This window comes from Fictibacillus enclensis (assembly GCF_001457035.1).
GTDB classification, from domain to species: domain Bacteria; phylum Bacillota; class Bacilli; order Bacillales; family Fictibacillaceae; genus Fictibacillus_C; species Fictibacillus_C enclensis.
On record NZ_KQ758618.1, the window covers coordinates 139410 to 156367 of the forward strand.

Annotated in this window: 14 protein-coding genes; 11 read left to right on the top strand and 3 right to left on the bottom strand. The window is 45.0% G+C overall.

The window, feature by feature from the left end:
• Positions 1–11 precede the first annotated feature (11 nt).
• Entirely contained in the window at positions 12–1436 is a 1425-nt protein-coding gene (locus AS030_RS11100) for an amino acid permease (RefSeq protein WP_061971923.1), read from the bottom strand.
• A 173-nt stretch (positions 1437–1609) separates the two neighbouring features.
• On the opposite strand from AS030_RS11100, the gene hpf reads away from it, so the two are divergent.
• The 5 genes from hpf to prfB all read left to right on the top strand — a co-directional run bounded on the left by hpf (position 1610) and on the right by prfB (position 8533).
• A complete protein-coding gene (gene hpf, locus AS030_RS11105; protein WP_061971924.1) occupies positions 1610–2164 on the top strand; it encodes a ribosome hibernation-promoting factor, HPF/YfiA family in 555 nt (184 codons plus the stop codon).
• Between the two features lie 150 nt (positions 2165–2314).
• Positions 2315–3136, top strand: a complete 822-nt coding sequence (locus AS030_RS11110; protein WP_061971925.1) for a GNAT family N-acetyltransferase — start codon at positions 2315–2317, stop codon at positions 3134–3136.
• Between the two features lie 76 nt (positions 3137–3212).
• Entirely contained in the window at positions 3213–4466 is a 1254-nt protein-coding gene (locus AS030_RS11115) for a dicarboxylate/amino acid:cation symporter (protein WP_061971926.1), read from the top strand.
• Positions 4467–4791: 325 nt separating this feature from the next.
• Positions 4792–7305, top strand: coding sequence for a preprotein translocase subunit SecA (secA, locus tag AS030_RS11120; RefSeq protein ID WP_061971927.1), 2514 nt, complete (start codon positions 4792–4794; stop codon positions 7303–7305).
• Between the two features lie 126 nt (positions 7306–7431).
• Positions 7432–8533 (top strand): peptide chain release factor 2 gene (prfB, locus tag AS030_RS11125; RefSeq protein WP_129479856.1). Its coding sequence is split into 2 segments (ribosomal slippage): positions 7432–7503 and positions 7505–8533, totalling 1101 coding nucleotides; the frame shifts between segments, so codons are not numbered across the junction.
• 109 nt (positions 8534–8642) lie between these two features.
• Here prfB and AS030_RS11130 read toward each other — a convergent pair.
• Positions 8643–8882 (bottom strand): hypothetical protein, encoded by a 240-nt coding sequence (locus AS030_RS11130; RefSeq protein WP_141687071.1) that lies wholly within the window; start codon positions 8880–8882, stop codon positions 8643–8645.
• Between the two features lie 245 nt (positions 8883–9127).
• Here AS030_RS11130 and AS030_RS11135 point away from each other — a divergent pair, with 245 nt between their 5' ends.
• From AS030_RS11135 to AS030_RS11160, 6 genes are all read left to right on the top strand, one after another.
• Positions 9128–10000, top strand: coding sequence for a YitT family protein (locus AS030_RS11135; protein ID WP_240482322.1), 873 nt, complete (start codon positions 9128–9130; stop codon positions 9998–10000).
• Between the two features lie 469 nt (positions 10001–10469).
• Complete coding sequence (gene ftsE, locus AS030_RS11140; RefSeq protein ID WP_176716388.1) at positions 10470–11156, top strand: cell division ATP-binding protein FtsE; 687 nt, start codon at positions 10470–10472, stop codon at positions 11154–11156.
• Positions 11146–12039, top strand: a complete 894-nt coding sequence (gene ftsX, locus AS030_RS11145) for a permease-like cell division protein FtsX (RefSeq protein ID WP_061971930.1) — start codon at positions 11146–11148, stop codon at positions 12037–12039. The genes ftsE and ftsX overlap by 11 nt, the downstream gene beginning before the upstream one ends.
• Before the next feature lie 35 nt (positions 12040–12074).
• Positions 12075–13280 (top strand): murein hydrolase activator EnvC family protein, encoded by a 1206-nt coding sequence (locus AS030_RS11150; RefSeq protein WP_074440545.1) that lies wholly within the window; start codon positions 12075–12077, stop codon positions 13278–13280.
• 153 nt (positions 13281–13433) lie between these two features.
• Positions 13434–14894, top strand: a complete 1461-nt coding sequence (locus AS030_RS11155) for a S41 family peptidase (RefSeq protein ID WP_061971931.1) — start codon at positions 13434–13436, stop codon at positions 14892–14894.
• A 204-nt stretch (positions 14895–15098) separates the two neighbouring features.
• Positions 15099–16295: a PDZ domain-containing protein gene (locus tag AS030_RS11160; protein ID WP_061971932.1), complete on the top strand. Its 1197-nt coding sequence runs from the start codon at positions 15099–15101 to the stop codon at positions 16293–16295.
• 54 nt (positions 16296–16349) lie between these two features.
• Here AS030_RS11160 and AS030_RS11165 read toward each other — a convergent pair whose 3' ends face one another.
• Positions 16350–16949 carry a cupin domain-containing protein gene (locus AS030_RS11165; RefSeq protein ID WP_061971933.1) on the bottom strand — a complete coding sequence of 200 codons (600 nt, stop codon included), beginning with the start codon at positions 16947–16949 and terminating at the stop codon, positions 16350–16352.
• Positions 16950–16958 lie beyond the last annotated feature (9 nt).

The following is a 16958-nucleotide window of genomic DNA, read 5'->3' on the forward strand; positions in this document are numbered from 1 at the left end:
ATTTATGTGAATCAATATTCTTCTTCAGATTTGTGAACCTTTTTAAATTTGCCAAACCGTGAACCGAGGTAATAGGCGCCGAGAATGATGGCTACAAAGCCAAGACTGATAAAAAATCCTACCCGCTGATTAGTGTGCAGGAGAGACCCTGCGATCGTAAAGGCAATGAGAGCAATACCCAGATAAGAGGTTAACGGATAGGATGCAGATCGGTAATGCTCTTCGCTGGAGCCAATTTGTTTTCTTTTTTTGATATGGGAGGACAGGATGATCACCCAGTTCAAAATCAGCATGATACCAGCAGAGGTTGTCATATATTCATATACTGTGTCCGGCAATAAAAAGGAGAAAAGGACAGAGATCGCAAGGCCGATACCGCTCAAGCCGAGAGCACCTGCAGCAACTCCGCGGCTGTTCTTTTTCTGAAGGCGTCCGGGAGCATCACCGTCTTTGGCCAGGGAAACCATAATGCTGGTTATGGAGAACAGAGCTCCTACCATGGTAGAAAATGCAGCACTGATCAGTATGACGTTGAATATCGTGTCCAGATAAGGAATAGGGAAACTTGCCAGCGCTTTGACAAACGGGCTTTTGTCCTCATTAATGATGTGAAAGGAAACCATCATCAAAATAAATAGAATACTAACGGCGTACAGCACTGTTAATGCGATGACGAGAAATGTACCGGCTTTTGGTACATCTTTTTTATTTCTTAACTCTGTGGAGAGAACCCCCAGCACTTCAATTCCACCGTAGGAAAATAAAATAAAAATCATCGCGGACCAGAAACCTGAGAAGCCGTTTGGAAACCAGCCGTGTGCAAAGGAAGCAGAAGAAAGACCTGCCTTCGCACTGTTGGGGGAAATGACGCCCGTCACAGCGAGAATCCCAAATCCAATAAACGCCACAAGAGTGGATATTTTGATCACCGCAAAGAACGATTCAATGCTGCCGAAGTTTTTTACGCCGAGCAGGTTAATACCAAGCGCAAGTATAGAATAAACAACGGATAAGAGCCAGAGGGGCACATGGGGCAGCCAAAGCTGTGTAAAGATGGCCAGGGCTGTTACTTCACTGGACATGATCAAAACACCGGCAGTCCAGTAGATCCAGCCGCTCATAAATCCGACAGGATGGCCGAATGCCTGACCGGCATATGTCCGGAAAGAACCGGGCTGTGGATCCTGTACCGTCATTTCAGCAAGTGCACTAAAGACAAAATAGGCCGTTAAACCGGCAAGGAGGTAGCCAATCAGCACGGAAGGCCCTGCTGAATGGATGGAAAGTCCAGACCCCAGAAAAAATCCCGCACCGATCACTGAGCCAATGCCAATCAATGAAAGCTGCCACCAGGCGAGTTTATGGGATTTCCCTTTCTTAACCTTGCTTTGTTGGACGTTTTTCACACTTTGTTTAACAACATTTTGGTTATGCATATCGATCCCTCCTATACCTTACATCCCCATTGTGCCCGAAACTTAGCTTTCTATTGGCTGAGTCGAAAATTGTCGAGAAAGAAATTTTATTGTCAAGATATTTTAAAGTTTATGAAGGAATTGTTAACGGGTATATCGAAATATATATACATCACGGAAGGAGGAGTTAAGATATGCAATTTAACATTCGTGGAGAAAACATTGAGGTGACTCCAGCTTTAAGGGAATATGTTGAAAAGAAAGTTGCAAAACTTAAGCGCTATTTTAACGAAACTCCGAACACTGACGCATATGTCAATCTAAAAGTTTACAACAATACTCAATCAGTCGAGGTAACCATTCCGATGACAGGGCTGCTGCTAAGAGCAGAGGAAAGCCACACCGATATGTATGCGGCAATTGACCTCGTAATTGAAAAATTAGAGCGTCAGATTCGTAAACATAAAACAAAGGTGAACCGTCGTTCCAAACAAAATGGAGGCATTCATGAAATGATTGCCAACAGTGCAGATGCCACTACAACCGTTGTTTTGGACGAAGAGGAAGACGAATTTGAGATTGTCCGTGAAAAACGTTTTGACCTTAAGCCAATGGATACCGAGGAAGCCATTCTTCAAATGGATCTGCTTGGACATAACTTTTTTGTTTACAATCATGCAGAAACCGGCACGACCAACGTGGTGTATAAACGAAAAGATGGAAGATACGGCCTGATCAGCCCGGAATAATCATTAACTCTGAATAACGAAAAAAACAGCCGGCAAAAGAGCACACAAATGTGTTCCTTTGCCGGCTTTTCTGCTCTATTTCTTTTTTATCAGAAAGGACTTTTCTGTGTGAGGCGAGAAAACAAAAGGATACAGAAATGGAGGTTTTTCATGGAATTGCAACAGCAGCTGTCAGAAATAAAAAAACTTCAGCAGCAATGCCAAGCGGAAGAAAATTTGCAACTAAAACTGAACTGGGACATGCTTGAACAGCGTGATGGCAATAGAAAGGAGGACTTTTTTCATTATGAAGAAGGGGAGCTTTGCGCCTTCCTTGGGATCTATGGATTTGGAAGCAAAGCTGAACTATGTGGAATGGTGCTTCCCACCTGCCGCAGAAAAGGAATTTTTACAAAGCTTTTAACGGAAGCCATAGAAGTTGCCAAACAAGAATATGATGAAATCCTGCTCAATACACCGGCAAATTCAACGTCCGGCCTTGCCTTTTTAAAACAAGTGCCATGCGGATACGCTTTTTCCGAACACCAGATGAAGTGGCAGGAAAAAGTCGTTGAAGCATCACATGACGTTTCTTTAAGACCAACGAGGCCCACTGATCTTGAGTTTGTGATGCAGTTGGATGTTGAATGCTTTGGCTTTTCGCTTTCAAAAGCCCAAGAGTATAATCAGCGGATAAAAAATGAAAAAGGACAGGACCGGTATGTGATTGAGAAAAACGGAAAAGCCGCAGGAAAGGTAAGAGTGGCCGCAGCAGCGGGGGAAGCCTGGATTTACGGATTTGCAGTTACTCCGGCGGAGCAAGGAAAAGGGATTGGCCGGAGTGTACTGAATTCTCTTATTTCCTTGGAACAGTCGAAAGGTCATTCGCTGTTCCTGGAAGTGGAAACACAAAATGCACACGCCCTGAAACTTTATGAATCCTGTGGTTTTACGTCCTATAACACACAGGACTATTATCGCCTTTCGCTTTAGAACATGAACGGCTGCGCATTGTTTTTTTGACAATGATGTTTATAATCTACATGAACATGAAAAAGGGGATATTGAGATGAAAAAAATTCTAAAGACCTACCGTTTTCCGCTCATACTGTTGTTATCCATTGTGATCGGAAGCATCATCGGTTTTACACAGGGCAAGGAAGCCGCTGTTTTGAAGCCGTTTGGTGATTTATTTTTGAATGCGATGTTTATGATCGTTGTTCCGCTTGTCTTCTTTTCCATCTCATCAGCCATTGCATCAATGGGCGGTGTCAAGCGATTCGGAAAAGTAATGGGTTCAATGATGGTCGTGTTCCTTTTTACAGGGGTTGTGGCTTCTGTCATCGCGATGGCCGGTGTGAAAATTTATTCACCGTCCAAAGGAGTAAACATCGATCTTGTTAAACCGGAAGATGCCGGTGATAAGGTTTCCATTGGGGATCAAATTGTACAAACACTGACGGTTTCGGATTTCTCCGAGCTGTTTTCACGCAACAACATGCTTGCTCTTATCTTATTTTCAGTACTAATGGGTATCGCTGTTACCATGATTGGCGAAAAAGGAAAACCGTTCGCATCCTTCCTGAAATCAGGCAGTGAAGTGATGCTGAAGATGGTCAGTCTTGTCATGTATTATGCACCAATCGGGCTTGGCGCGTACTTTGCTGCCCTGATCGGTGAATTTGGGCCAACGCTGCTTGGTTCCTATTTCCGTGCGGTCCTTTACTATTATCCACTTGCGATTATTTATTTCTTTGGAATTTTTACGCTTTATGCACTTATGGCCAACGGAAAAGACGGTGTTCGCCTTTTCTGGAAAAACATGCTTTCTCCATCGTTAACCGCTCTGGCCACCTGCAGTTCGGCCGCTTCCATCCCTGTTAACCTGGAAGCCTCGAAAAAGATGGGTGTTCCGGATGACATTAGCGAAACGGCTGTGCCGCTTGGTGCAACGCTTCATAAGGACGGCTCAGTTATGGGCGGTGTCCTTAAAATTACGTTCCTTTTCGGGATTTTCGGCCATGATTTTTCGGGTATAGGAAACTACCTGCTTGTGCTGGTCGTTTCCCTGCTTGTTGGCATGGTGATGGGTGCGATTCCACAAGGCGGAATGATTGGCGAAATGCTCATTCTTTCCTTGTTCGGATTTCCTGTGGAGGCACTGCCGATCGCAGCTGCCATCTCCACCATTATCGATCCGCCGGCCACCCTTCTTAATGCAACAGGTGACAACGTAGCCAGCATGCTTACTGCACGTCTGGTGGAAGGTAAAAAAAGGATGAAAGAAACCGTCATGAGACTTGGCGAACAAAAGGGAGCATAATCCCTTCGGGCACGGCCAATTACGGCTGTGCCTTTTTTACATAATTTGAGGGTTTAAAAGGTCCTGTGAACGTCCATCCTAGATGGAAATTCCCTTTCAAAAAAAGGAGGACAGGGCAAAAGTCACGTTAAGGTTTTTTGTAAATTCTTTTACATTTCCCCACCTGTATCGTTTTTTCTTTATACTGGGAATCAGAGAGTTTGTGGAAGAGCGTGTAAAATAATTGAATTGACAGCCATAGAAGTTTCGCCTTTCTTGTCGTAAAATTCACAAACTGATAGAATAAGTAATAGCACTTATTTCCTGAACAGAGGAGCGTTAGCAGATGATAGGATTGCTTAAAAAGATTTTTCCGGGCACGAACGAACGAAATTTAAATAGATACCAAAAAATTGCCGACCAGGTGGACGGACTGGGAGATGCCCTGAAAGGTCTTTCGGATGAGGAACTGAGCCAAAAGACCGAGGAATTTAGAGAGCGCGTCTCCAACGGAGAATCTCTTGATGCTCTTCTTCCTGAGGCATTCGCGGTAGTACGTGAAGCGGCTGACCGTATTCTCGGATTACGTCCTTATCCTGTTCAGATCATGGGGGCAACTGCTCTTCATGAAGGCAACATTGCCGAAATGAAAACAGGTGAAGGTAAAACGCTTGTGGCGACCATGCCGGTGTACTTGAATGCACTTGAAGGCAAGGGTGTCCATGTTGTTACGGTTAACGAATATCTTGCACGCCGTGACTCCGAATTGATGAGCCCGTTGTATAACTTCCTTGGCCTTACTGTGGGGTTGAACATTTCCGATATGTCCAGAGAAGAAAAACAGGAAGCGTATGCTGCGGACATTACTTATGGAACAAACAACGAATACGGATTTGATTACCTTCGGGATAACATGGTGGTCTATAAGGAACAAATGGTTCAGCGTCCTCTCAACTTTGCGATTGTCGATGAGGTTGACTCCATCCTGGTCGACGAGGCGCGTACACCGCTGATCATTTCCGGTTCGGCTCAAAAGTCAACTGAGTTGTATATGATGGCTAACATGTTTGTCCGTACACTGAAAAAAGAAGAAGATTACACAGTCGATATTAAAACGAAAAATGTTCAGCTTACAGAAGAGGGAATTACGAAAGCTGAGCAATATTTCAATATTGATAACTTGTATGATTATAACCATGTTACGCTGAATCACCATATTAACCAGGCATTGAAGGCCAATGTCATCATGGTATTGGATGTTGATTATGTAGTTCAGGATGGCGAGGTTGTTATCGTTGACCCGTTCACAGGCCGCTTGATGGCAGGGCGCCGTTACAGTGAAGGGCTTCACCAGGCCATCGAGGCAAAGGAAGGTCTGGAAATCCAGCGTGAGAGCATGACGCTTGCGACTATTACGTTCCAGAACTATTTCCGTATGTACAACAAACTTTCGGGTATGACGGGTACAGCGAAGACGGAAGAAGAAGAATTCCGCAATATTTACAACATGGAAGTCGTGGCAATTCCTACGAACCGTCCGATTGCCCGTGTTGATAATTCTGATTTTGTCTATAAATCCATGGCAGGGAAATTCCGCGCCATTGTTAAAGAAATTCAGGAACGCCATGAAACAGGCCAGCCGATTCTTGTAGGTACGGTTGCTGTTGAAACGTCAGAACTTCTTTCCCAGATGCTTCGCAAAAAAGGAATCCCGCATAATGTTTTGAATGCGAAAAACCATGAACGTGAAGCAGAAATCATTGAGAACGCCGGCCATAAAGGCATGGTGACCATTGCGACCAACATGGCCGGCCGTGGTACAGATATCAAGCTTGGAGAAGGAGTTCGCGAAGTCGGCGGCCTTCATATCCTTGGTACGGAGCGCCATGAATCCCGCCGTATTGACAATCAGCTTCGCGGTCGTTCAGGACGTCAGGGAGATCCGGGATCTTCTCAGTTCTACATTTCCATGGAAGATGAATTGATGCGCCGATTTGGCTCTGACAACATGATGAACATGATGGAACGCCTTGGAATGGATGAAGATACGCCGATTGAAAGTAAGCTGGTTACCAAAGCGGTTGAATCCGCACAAAAACGGGTGGAAGGCTCCAACTTTGATGCCCGTAAGCAGTTGCTTCAATATGATGATGTTATGAGACAGCAGCGTGAAATCATCTACAAACAGCGCCAGGAAGTTCTTGATGCCGAAAACCTTGGGGACATTGTTCTCCAGATGGTGGATTCCACTATCGACCGCATTGTAAAAGCTCATACGCAGGAAGAAATCGTGCAGGAAGAATGGGATCTTGACGAAATTGTTAACTATTCTGTGGCAACCTTCCTGAATGAGGAGGATGTGACAGCTGATGATCTTAAAGGTCTTGATCAAGAAGAGATCATCGAGCTTCTGAAAGAAAAAGCACACGCTGCTTTTGCTGAAAAGGAAGCACTTATTGAACCTGAGCATATGCGCGAGTTTGAAAAAGCAGTAATCCTCCGTGCCGTTGACTCCAAATGGATGGATCATATCGACCAGATGGAACAGCTGCGCCAGGGGATTCACCTTCGTGCCTATGGGCAGAATGATCCGCTTCGCGAGTACCAGTTCGAAGGCTTTGAAATGTTCGAAGCGATGGTTGCGGCCATTGAAGAAGAGATTTCCATGTATATCATGAAGGCTCAAGTTGAACAAAACATGCAGCGTGAGCAAGTGGCAGAAGGAAAAGCCGTGGTACCGAGCGATAAGCAGGAAACAAAGCGCAAGCCGGTGAAAAAGAAACAAAACATCGGACGCAACGCTCTTTGCCCGTGCGGAAGCGGTAAAAAATACAAACAATGTCATGGAGCGGAGAATTAATTCTCCCGGGATGATATAATAAGAAAAGGTGCAGGGAGAGTCGGAGGATCCAGACTCTCTTTGCTGTGTCTATTTACAACAGCTAAGCATATACTCACGATGAACCAAAAATACGAGGTGGCAGAGATGGAATTAGTAGAAATTAAGCAAGAACTCAATATTATGGCTAAGCGATTAGCGGACTTCAGGGGGTCTCTTTGACCTCGACCAAAAGAAGGCAAAAATAGCCGAGCTGGACGAAAAGATGAGCGTACCGGAATTTTGGGATGACCAAAACGCGGCACAGACCGTGATCGGTGAAGCCAACGGATTAAAGGAGCAAGTCAACCAGTTTGAAGATCTGAACGGCCGTTATGAAGACTTGGAAGTCGCGCATGATATGCTGAAGGAAGAGTTTGATGCTGACATGCAGAAAGAACTGGAACGAGATCTGAAAGATATGGTTGATGCGCTGAATACGTTTGAGCTCTCGCTGCTTTTAAACCAGCCGCACGACAAAAACAATGCGATTCTTGAGCTTCACCCGGGTGCCGGCGGAACGGAGTCACAGGACTGGGCTTCCATGCTTCTTCGCATGTACACCCGCTATGCGGAACGAAAAGGATTTAAGGTGGAAACGCTGGATTATCTTCCGGGAGATGAAGCGGGTGTTAAAAGCGTTACCCTTGGCATCAAAGGCCACAATGCCTATGGCTATTTGAAAGCGGAAAAAGGGGTTCACCGTTTGGTGCGAATCTCCCCGTTTGACTCATCAGGCCGCCGTCATACATCGTTCGTTTCTTGCGATGTGGTTCCTGAACTTAATGATGATGCAGAAATTGATGTTCGTACGGAAGATTTGAAAGTGGATACGTACCGTGCCAGCGGCGCAGGCGGACAGCATGTAAATACGACGGACTCGGCCGTTCGTATTACGCATATCCCGACAAACACCGTCGTATCCTGCCAGACCGAACGTTCACAGATCAAGAACCGTGATCATGCCATGAAAATGCTGAAGGCCAAACTGCTGCAGCGCAAGATTGAAGAACAGCAAGCCGAATTGGCGGAAATCCGCGGGGAACAAAAAGAAATCGGCTGGGGAAGCCAGATCCGCTCTTATGTGTTCCACCCGTACAGCATGGTCAAAGACCATCGCACCAACACCGAGATGGGGAACGTTCAAGCGGTAATGGACGGAGATATTGAATCCTTTATTGATGCATACCTTCGTTCGCAGATTAAATAATTTTTGTAAAAGCCGGTCCTGATCAGGGTCCGGCTTTTTGGTTTTATGAAATGATGAAAAAGCAGCCCGGAGTTTTCACCGGGCTGCTTTTTTTGCATGGATATGTAGTTTATTGAAGGGGCAGGGATTGTTCAGGCATAGGTACACTGCGCTGCAGAACCTCAATTTCATGTTCAAGGTAGGAAATATAATGTTCCATTTGTTCAAAGCGCTGAAGCACCGCCGAATGATAATGATCCAAATCCTGTTCAAACCGGTCAAAATTGTGTTCCATTGTGTCCAGCTTTTTTTGATACACATCCAGTCTGCTCAGTGCTTCCTCCATACGCTGCAAAATGAGAAGATACATCTTTTTCTCATCCATTTTTTAAACATCGCCCTTTCTGTCTCGGAGTTTAGTTCAATTTTAACCGAATCTTGTCCGGAAATGTTAAGAATCTTTCGACAAAAGTAAAATAGTAGGAATACCCCTTCCATTTATTCCTTTACCGCGTCATCGGAATCTCATTCACAGGGCAGACTAGTAGTGATATAATGAGTCGGGTTTTATGGTTTTACAACTAGAGAACGTTCGGAAAGTAGGTAAATGAACGAATGATGACAGCTTTGCGAAGACGCAGAGGAGTTTTGCCGCCAAAAGCAGAACTCGCTTTGGAATATATTTTTGTAGTTATCGGGTCTGCTTTTGTTTCCCTGGCTTTTTCTGTTTTTTTATTGCCCAATAAAATTGCTTCCGGCGGTGTCAGCGGGATCAGCACCATCCTGAAATGGGTGGCCGGCTGGGATCCTTCCTACGTGCAATGGGCATTGAACATTCCGTTGTTTTTTGCCGGTATTATTTTTCTCGGAAAACAATTTGGCGCAAAAACACTGATTGGTACCCTGGTGCTGCCCTTCTTTGTTTTTCTTTTCACTGGCTGGGGAGCTGCAACGAATGACCCCTTGCTCGGTGCTTTATTTGGCGGATTGGGTGTCGGGGCCGGCCTTGGCATTGTCTTCAGAGGCAAGGCTTCAACAGGCGGTGTAGACTTGCTCGCCCAGATTATTCATAAATATTTCGGAATATCGCTTGGAACATGTATCCTCTTTATCGATGGAACCATCGTGCTGACGTCAGCCCTTGTTTTTGGTCTGGAAAAAGCCCTTTACGCACTAATTGCCATGTTCTTAACCGCAAAAACGATTGATGTGGTCCAGATGGGGCTTGGAGTGTCCAAAGTCGCTTTGATTATTTCAGACCAGGAAGAAGAAATGAGGCAGGGAATCCTGACTGACCTTTATCGTGGTGTGACCAAGATCAATGCGCTTGGCGGTTATACACAGGACGAGCGCCCGATGCTGATGTGCGTTGTTGCACAATACGAAGTGACAAAATTAAAACAGTATGTAAAAGGAGTGGATCCTTCCGCATTCGTCATACTGCTTAATGCAAACGAAGTGCTGGGGGAAGGATTCAAACGAGCATAAATTTAACAATAAGAAGCGGTTGGATCTCAATTTCAAACGCTTCTTTTTTTTCGGTGAAAAAGGTTGCGGAATATTGAGAAATTATGGATATAGCTTAATTCTTTCACTTCTACCGACAAGACAGGGCTAGTAAAGGCGAAAGGGTATGTTTGTTAACTATAAAAAAAGTCTGTTCAAGTTAAATACCGGCATGGCAAGGAAACAGGCCGTCCCCGCCTGTTTTCTAAAGAATGCGAAAGCTGTCGGATTTTCTTTGGCGGCAGATCTGAAAGATGGGTAAATAGTCCCTTGTTTTGATTCAGGAAGTTACCAACTTGAAATCAAACTGTAATAAAAATCGCAAAATCCGATGTTATAATAGGGATTACGGGAAAAAACACCAGTTTTATATGAATTGGTTAAAAAAGATTGTCGAATGAAAAAAGTGGTTTGGGAAATTAGAGTTCATGAAATAAGGAAGTGAATTACGTTGATAGAAATGAAGGATGTATGGAAAACATATCCCAATGGCGTAATGGCCTTAAATGGGATTGATATCTACATAGATAAAGGTGAATTTGTTTATGTAGTCGGGCCAAGCGGTGCCGGCAAATCCACTTTCGTTAAGTGCATGTACCGGGAAGAAAAACCGACAAAAGGTTCCATTCTTATTCAGGGGACTGATCTAGCGAAGTTAAGAGAACGGCATATTCCGAAAATGCGCAGAAAAATTGGCGTCATTTTTCAGGATTTCAAATTGCTGCCGAAGCTGACCGTATATGAGAATGTTGCTTTTGCGCTTGAAGTCATTGAAGAATCGCCAAAAGTCATTCGCCAGCGGGTTATGGAAGTGCTTGATCTCGTAGGTTTGAAGAATAAGGCACGTTCTTTCCCTGATGAACTATCAGGAGGAGAACAGCAGCGTGTATCTATTGCACGGTCGATCGTCAACCATCCTCCGGTTATCATTGCGGATGAACCGACAGGAAACCTCGATCCGGAAACGGCTTGGGAAATCATGGACATTTTTAAAGAAATCAATGAACGTGGCACAACGGTAGTGATGGCCACCCATAATAAAGATATTGTGAACAGTTTCAAAAAGCGCGTAATTGCCATCGAAGGCGGCAGAATCGTGCGTGACGAACAGAAGGGGGAATACGGGTATGAAATCTAGAACCCTAAAACGTCACTTTGCAGAAGCATTTAAAAGTCTCGGAAGAAATGGCTGGATGTCATTTGCCTCCGTTAGTGCGGTAACGGTTACTTTATTGCTTGTCGGCGTTTTTCTAGTGGTGCTATTAAACTTGAACCATCTTGCCAGCCAGATTGAAGGCGATGTGGAAATTCGGGCGTATATTGACCGCACGACCAAACAAAGCGAATATAACGATTTGCAACAGAAAATGGAGCAAATCCCAAATGTGAATGAAGTCAAATTCCAGTCCAAGGAAGACGGACTACAGGAATTGATCAAGAGTCTTGGAGATGAAGGGAAGGCTTTTTCATCCTTAAAAAATGAGAATCCATTACCAGATGCCTTCATCATTAAAGCCAAGAAGCCTCAGGATACATCAACTGTCGCTTCTGAAATTGAAAAGTATGATCATATCAAGAAAGTAGATTACGGACAGGGAACCGTTGAGCGATTGTTCAAAGTGACAGGCGTAGCCAGAAATGTCGGACTTGTACTGATCGTTGGATTGATCTTTACAGCAATGTTCCTCATTTCCAACACGATTAAACTTACAATTCTTTCCCGCCGCAAAGAAATTGAAATTATGAAACTGGTAGGAGCTACAAACGGATTTATTCGCTGGCCGTACTTTATTGAAGGCTTTACCCTTGGTCTGATGGGATCGATTATCCCGATTCTCGTGGTGATATTTGGATACGAGTTCCTGCATGGACAAGTGAACAACCAGCTTGATACCGTGTTCGTTAAATTATTGCCGGTCTATCCGATGGTGCTTCAGCTTTCTATAATGCTGGCCGTAATCGGCGGATTGATTGGAGTATGGGGAAGCATGACTTCCGTACGCAAATTCCTAAAAGTATAATTCAATTACAGGGGTAGAAAAGGGGAGGACTTGAGTTGAATAGAAAGATCGCAGGATTAACACTATCATTGAGCCTCGCTCTTAGCGGTATTACAGCATACCAATCATCTACGACAGCCAGCGCAGAAACGCTAAAGAGTATTAAAGAGAAAAAAGAGGCGAATAAGAAGAAACAAGACGCAGCAAACGAAAAGCTTAAACTAAATGAAAAGAACCAGGAAGCAACACGAAATGAAATTGCACGCATCGATCAATCAACCGCTGATACGGAAAGCAAGATCAGCAAAAAAGAAACAGAGATTCATAACACAAAAGATCAAGTGGAGCAGCTGAAAAAGGAAATTGAGGTTGTTCAAAAACGAATTGATAAACGGGACAAGCTCTTAAAGGACCGGATCAACTCCATGTATCAAAGCGGCGGAGCAGTCCAGTATCTTGAGGTAGTGCTTGGATCCAAGAATTTCGGTGATTTCCTTGACCGGGTAGTAGCGTTGAATCTGATTGCCGATCAGGACCGCCAGCTTCTTGAAGAGCAAAAGAAGGACAAAGAACTGCTTGAAGATAAGAAAAAGACGGTTGAAGACAAGCTTGCTGCTTTGGAAGATAAAATGAAAGAACTGAAAGATTTGAAAAAGCAGCTGGATGCTCAAAAGAAAGAGAAAACAAGATTGATGGCATCCTTAAAGAAAAAGCATTCCAAGATTGAAGACGACGTTGAAAAATACGAAAATGCGGCTGAGTTGTTAAACAGCCAGGAGCAGGCCATCAAAGAAGAGAAGGCACGCGCCAAACAGGCAAGTGAACAACAGAGCACCAGCGGCAGCGCAGGGAAAAATGCTTCCAATACCGGCTCTGGAATGATCATGAAGCCGGCAGCCGGTGTTTTCACCTCTGGCATTGGTTCACGCTGGAACAAGTTCCATGCCGGCGTGGATATCGCCCAGGCTGGAAAAGTTCCGATTTATGCAGCGGCTGACGGAACAGTGATCCGTTCTGATTACTCTTCCTCTTATGGAAATGTAATTTTTGTTACGCATAACATTAACGGCCAGACCTGGACAACGGTTTACGCCCACATGAGAGAGCGTGTTGTACAGGGCGGTTCGGTAAAACGCGGACAGCTTATTGGCTATATGGGGAACACGGGACATTCATTTGGTCAGCATCTGCACTTTGAACTTCACAAAGGGCCATGGAATGCATCCAAATCCAATGCCGTTGACCCTCGTCCATATATGTAAACAGAAGAAAAATATGGACATAAAAATACAAGCTGTTCATAATATAAAGTAGGAGTTACGCGGACATACATCAGGTCCATCTCTTACTTTGAAAGTGGCATCGCATCCGCAAGGTGTGATGCCTTTTTCTGCAAACAAATGAGGTGAGCGAAATTGAAAAGAAAAGTTGTTGCACTTCTTATGGTATTATCGCTTGTAATTGGAGCGGGGGGCATGTATGGCTGGATGAAGTGGTCACAGAATGACCAGTCCATCGGCAATGCAGGAACGGTCAATGAACTGAAGAGCACGAAAGCACCAGTCAACCAAGATGAGGAATTTGCAAAGCTTCAAAAAACCTATCAGCTGATTTCCTCAAGGTATTACCAAAAGGTGAGTTCGGATAAATTGCTGGAAGGTGCCATTGATGGAATGGTAAAAACCTTGAAAGATCCATACTCTGTCTATATGGATGAAGACACGGCGAGCCAGTTTACCCAATCACTGGATTCATCTTTTGAAGGAATTGGAACGGAAGTCAGCATGGTCGATGGCAAAGTGACCGTCATCGCTCCATTTAAGGATTCTCCTGCCGAACGTTCAGGAGTAAAGCCAAATGACCAAATTGTTTCAGTGGATGGAAAAAGTCTGGAAGGTCTCGACCTGTACAAGGCTGTCCTCAAAATACGTGGAAAAAAAGGGTCAACCGTCACACTTGGCATCAAACGAAAAGGTGTGAATGACACCTTGAAAATTGATGTAAAACGAGATACCATTCCGATTGAAACGGTTTATTCGAACGTTCAGAAAGTCGACGGGAAGAAAATCGGGGTGCTGAACATTACTTCCTTCTCGGAAGACACCGGGTCGGACTTTAAGAAAAAATTGAGTGATCTGGAAGGCCAGGATATTCAAGGCCTGGTCATCGATGTCCGGGGGAATCCGGGAGGGTACCTGGACGCGGTGGACAGCATGCTGAAGGAAATAATTCCTGAAGGCAAGCCGTTTGTTCAGATCCAGGACCGCAAAGGAAACAAGCAGCGCTTTGTTTCCGAACTGAAAGAAAAGAAAGACTACCCGATCGTCGGACTCGTTGACGGGGGAAGTGCATCCGCTTCTGAAATCATGGCAGGAGCGTTGAAAGAAGCGGGCGGATATCCGCTTGTTGGTGAAAAAACGTTCGGTAAAGGAACCGTTCAGCAGACCATTGATCTTGGGGACGGCAGCAATGTCAAGCTGACCCTCGCCAAATGGCTGACTCCTGATGGGAACTGGATCCACAAGAAAGGGATTAAACCGAACTATGCGGTGAAGCAGCCGGCTTACTTCTATTCCAGCCCGCTCAGCATCGAAAAACCACTTGCATATGATATGAACAGCGAACAAGTCAAAACCGCACAAAAAATGCTGAAAGGGCTGGGCTTTGATCCCGGCCGTGCGGATGGATATTTTGATGAAAAAACTGAAACCGCCGTTACAGCTTTCCAGAAAGCCAACAAACTAACTCCATCCGGAAAAATTGATCAAAAAACAGCGGGTGAGATCGAAAGCAAAATCATTACTCAAGTCCGTAACAAGAAAAACGATCTCCAGCTTCAAACGGCATTGAAAATTGCCGCAAACAAAAAGAACTAAAGAGAAAAACCCGCAGGCTCGAGGCTTGCGGGTTTTCTTATGAATGAATTTACAAAATCCACACATTTTCTAACACTCCGACATCTTTTCAGGTTATACTTATAAAGATTAATGAGATAAACTTTTTGAAAATAACATTTCAGGCGGAGGCCGGAATCCATTAAAAATAATTAAGAAAAGATGCTTTAAGGAGAGATTTGTTCCATGGATATTTACTTTAAAGAACTGCTTGATGGAATAGCGGGTCTTTTTTTGCATCCACTTTCATACGTATTTGTGATTGTTGCTTTTGTGATCGGCTTTAAGCGGGTTAAACGGGAAAGGAGAGAATTTAAAGTAAAAGTCCATCCGGTGATTGATAACTTGATTCAATCCTTTTTTCCCGGTCTGTTGATCGGTGTTCTGTTCTCGGCTGTCCTGCTTGTGACAGGTATCGCGATTCCGATGGGAATGGTTGCTTTAATCGGGTTAATGTATTTGCTGCTCGGTTTGACCATGAAAACCAGGTTTCTTAACCCTGCTTATGCGATCGGACTGGCGTCCATTGTTGCCCTGTTTCTTCCGGGGTTTGAGACAGGTACTGATTTTATCGACAAGTGGGTCAGGGATGTACAGAGCACACCGCTTGATTCACTCGGCATCCTGATGGCCATGCTGGTCATACAGGAAGGAATATTGATTATCTGGAAAGGCTCCAGCAGGACGTCACCCCGGCTGCTGAAAGGAAAGAGGGGGCAGTATATCGGTGCCCATGAAGCGACACGGTTTTGGCTTGTACCGCAATTTTTGCTGATCCCCATGGGCGCTATTCCGGCGCAGGGAGACTGGCCGATGTTCGGAATGCAGGCGGTTGGCTACTCCATCCTGCTTGTTCCGTTTGCTGTGGGCTTTCGTCAGCTGAATGCCCATTCGCTGCCACAGGAAGCGATTAAAGCTACAGGTAAGCAGGTTTTGGCGATGGGCGCATTGATCGTGGTTATCACCCTTGTCGGTGTGTTTACCGATCTTCCGCTCCTTGCTGTCATCGCCCTTATTGGTGGAATGCTTGGCCGGGAACTGATTACTGTTATTAACAGCCAGAAGGACGATCACGGGAAACCCTTCTTTACACGCCGCAACAATGGCCTTGTGGTTCTCGGTGTTGTGCCGGGTACCCCTGCTGCAAAGATGGGGATTCAGGTGGGCGAAGTGGTTATGAAGGTAAACGGTGTTTCCCTGAACAATGAGAGCGAATTTTACCAGGCGCTGCAGATCAATGCCGCGTTCTGTAAACTCGAGATTCTTGACCACCAGGGGGAAATCAGGTTTGCCCAGCGTTCACTTTATGAAAACGAACACCATGAATTGGGTTTGCTGTTCGTTCACGAAGTAACCGAGAGAAAGAGTGTGGATGTTTCGTAAACAAGAAAAGCAACAAAGAAAAAGGCATGCCCATGCGCGGGTATGCCTTTTTTGCTATGAACCGTATGGTGGCTGGTAAAGCGGCTGTTGATAATATCGGATGGGGTATTGTGGATCCGGTCGATTGCCGCAGTCCGTTGGAGGGCCGATGAACATGGTGGGCTGCACAGGGTTTACCGTTTGCTGCCACTGATTTTCGTTCAAGCAATAAGTGTGGGCCATGATATTGGCAGGGGTAAACTTGAGCAGATCTGACCCCAAGATGACATCAGGTGTTGGCGAGTTAAAAATGGCCAGCAGATGGGTTTGATCCGTGGTGGCTACTTCATAATGCCACCAGCCTTGAGGAACGTTGGCCACTTGCCCGGGAGCGATGGAAAAATGCATAAATTGTTTGGTGAAAGGGTTGAAAATGGAAACGACAGCAGCACCCGAAATGCAGTACACCAATTCAGCCGCATTTTGGTGATAATGAGGTTCCACCACATTATTGCTGCTCAAAAAAATATCCAGCAGGGATACATTGTCCAGCGTGTTCAGCTCGTTGATTCCCAGCACATTAATGTAATTTTGCCGGTCTTTCGTCACGACGTTCGTATTGATGGTCGCGCTGAATTGCACGGAAGGGGATGTATAATTCAAATTTTGAGCCATATTCCATTC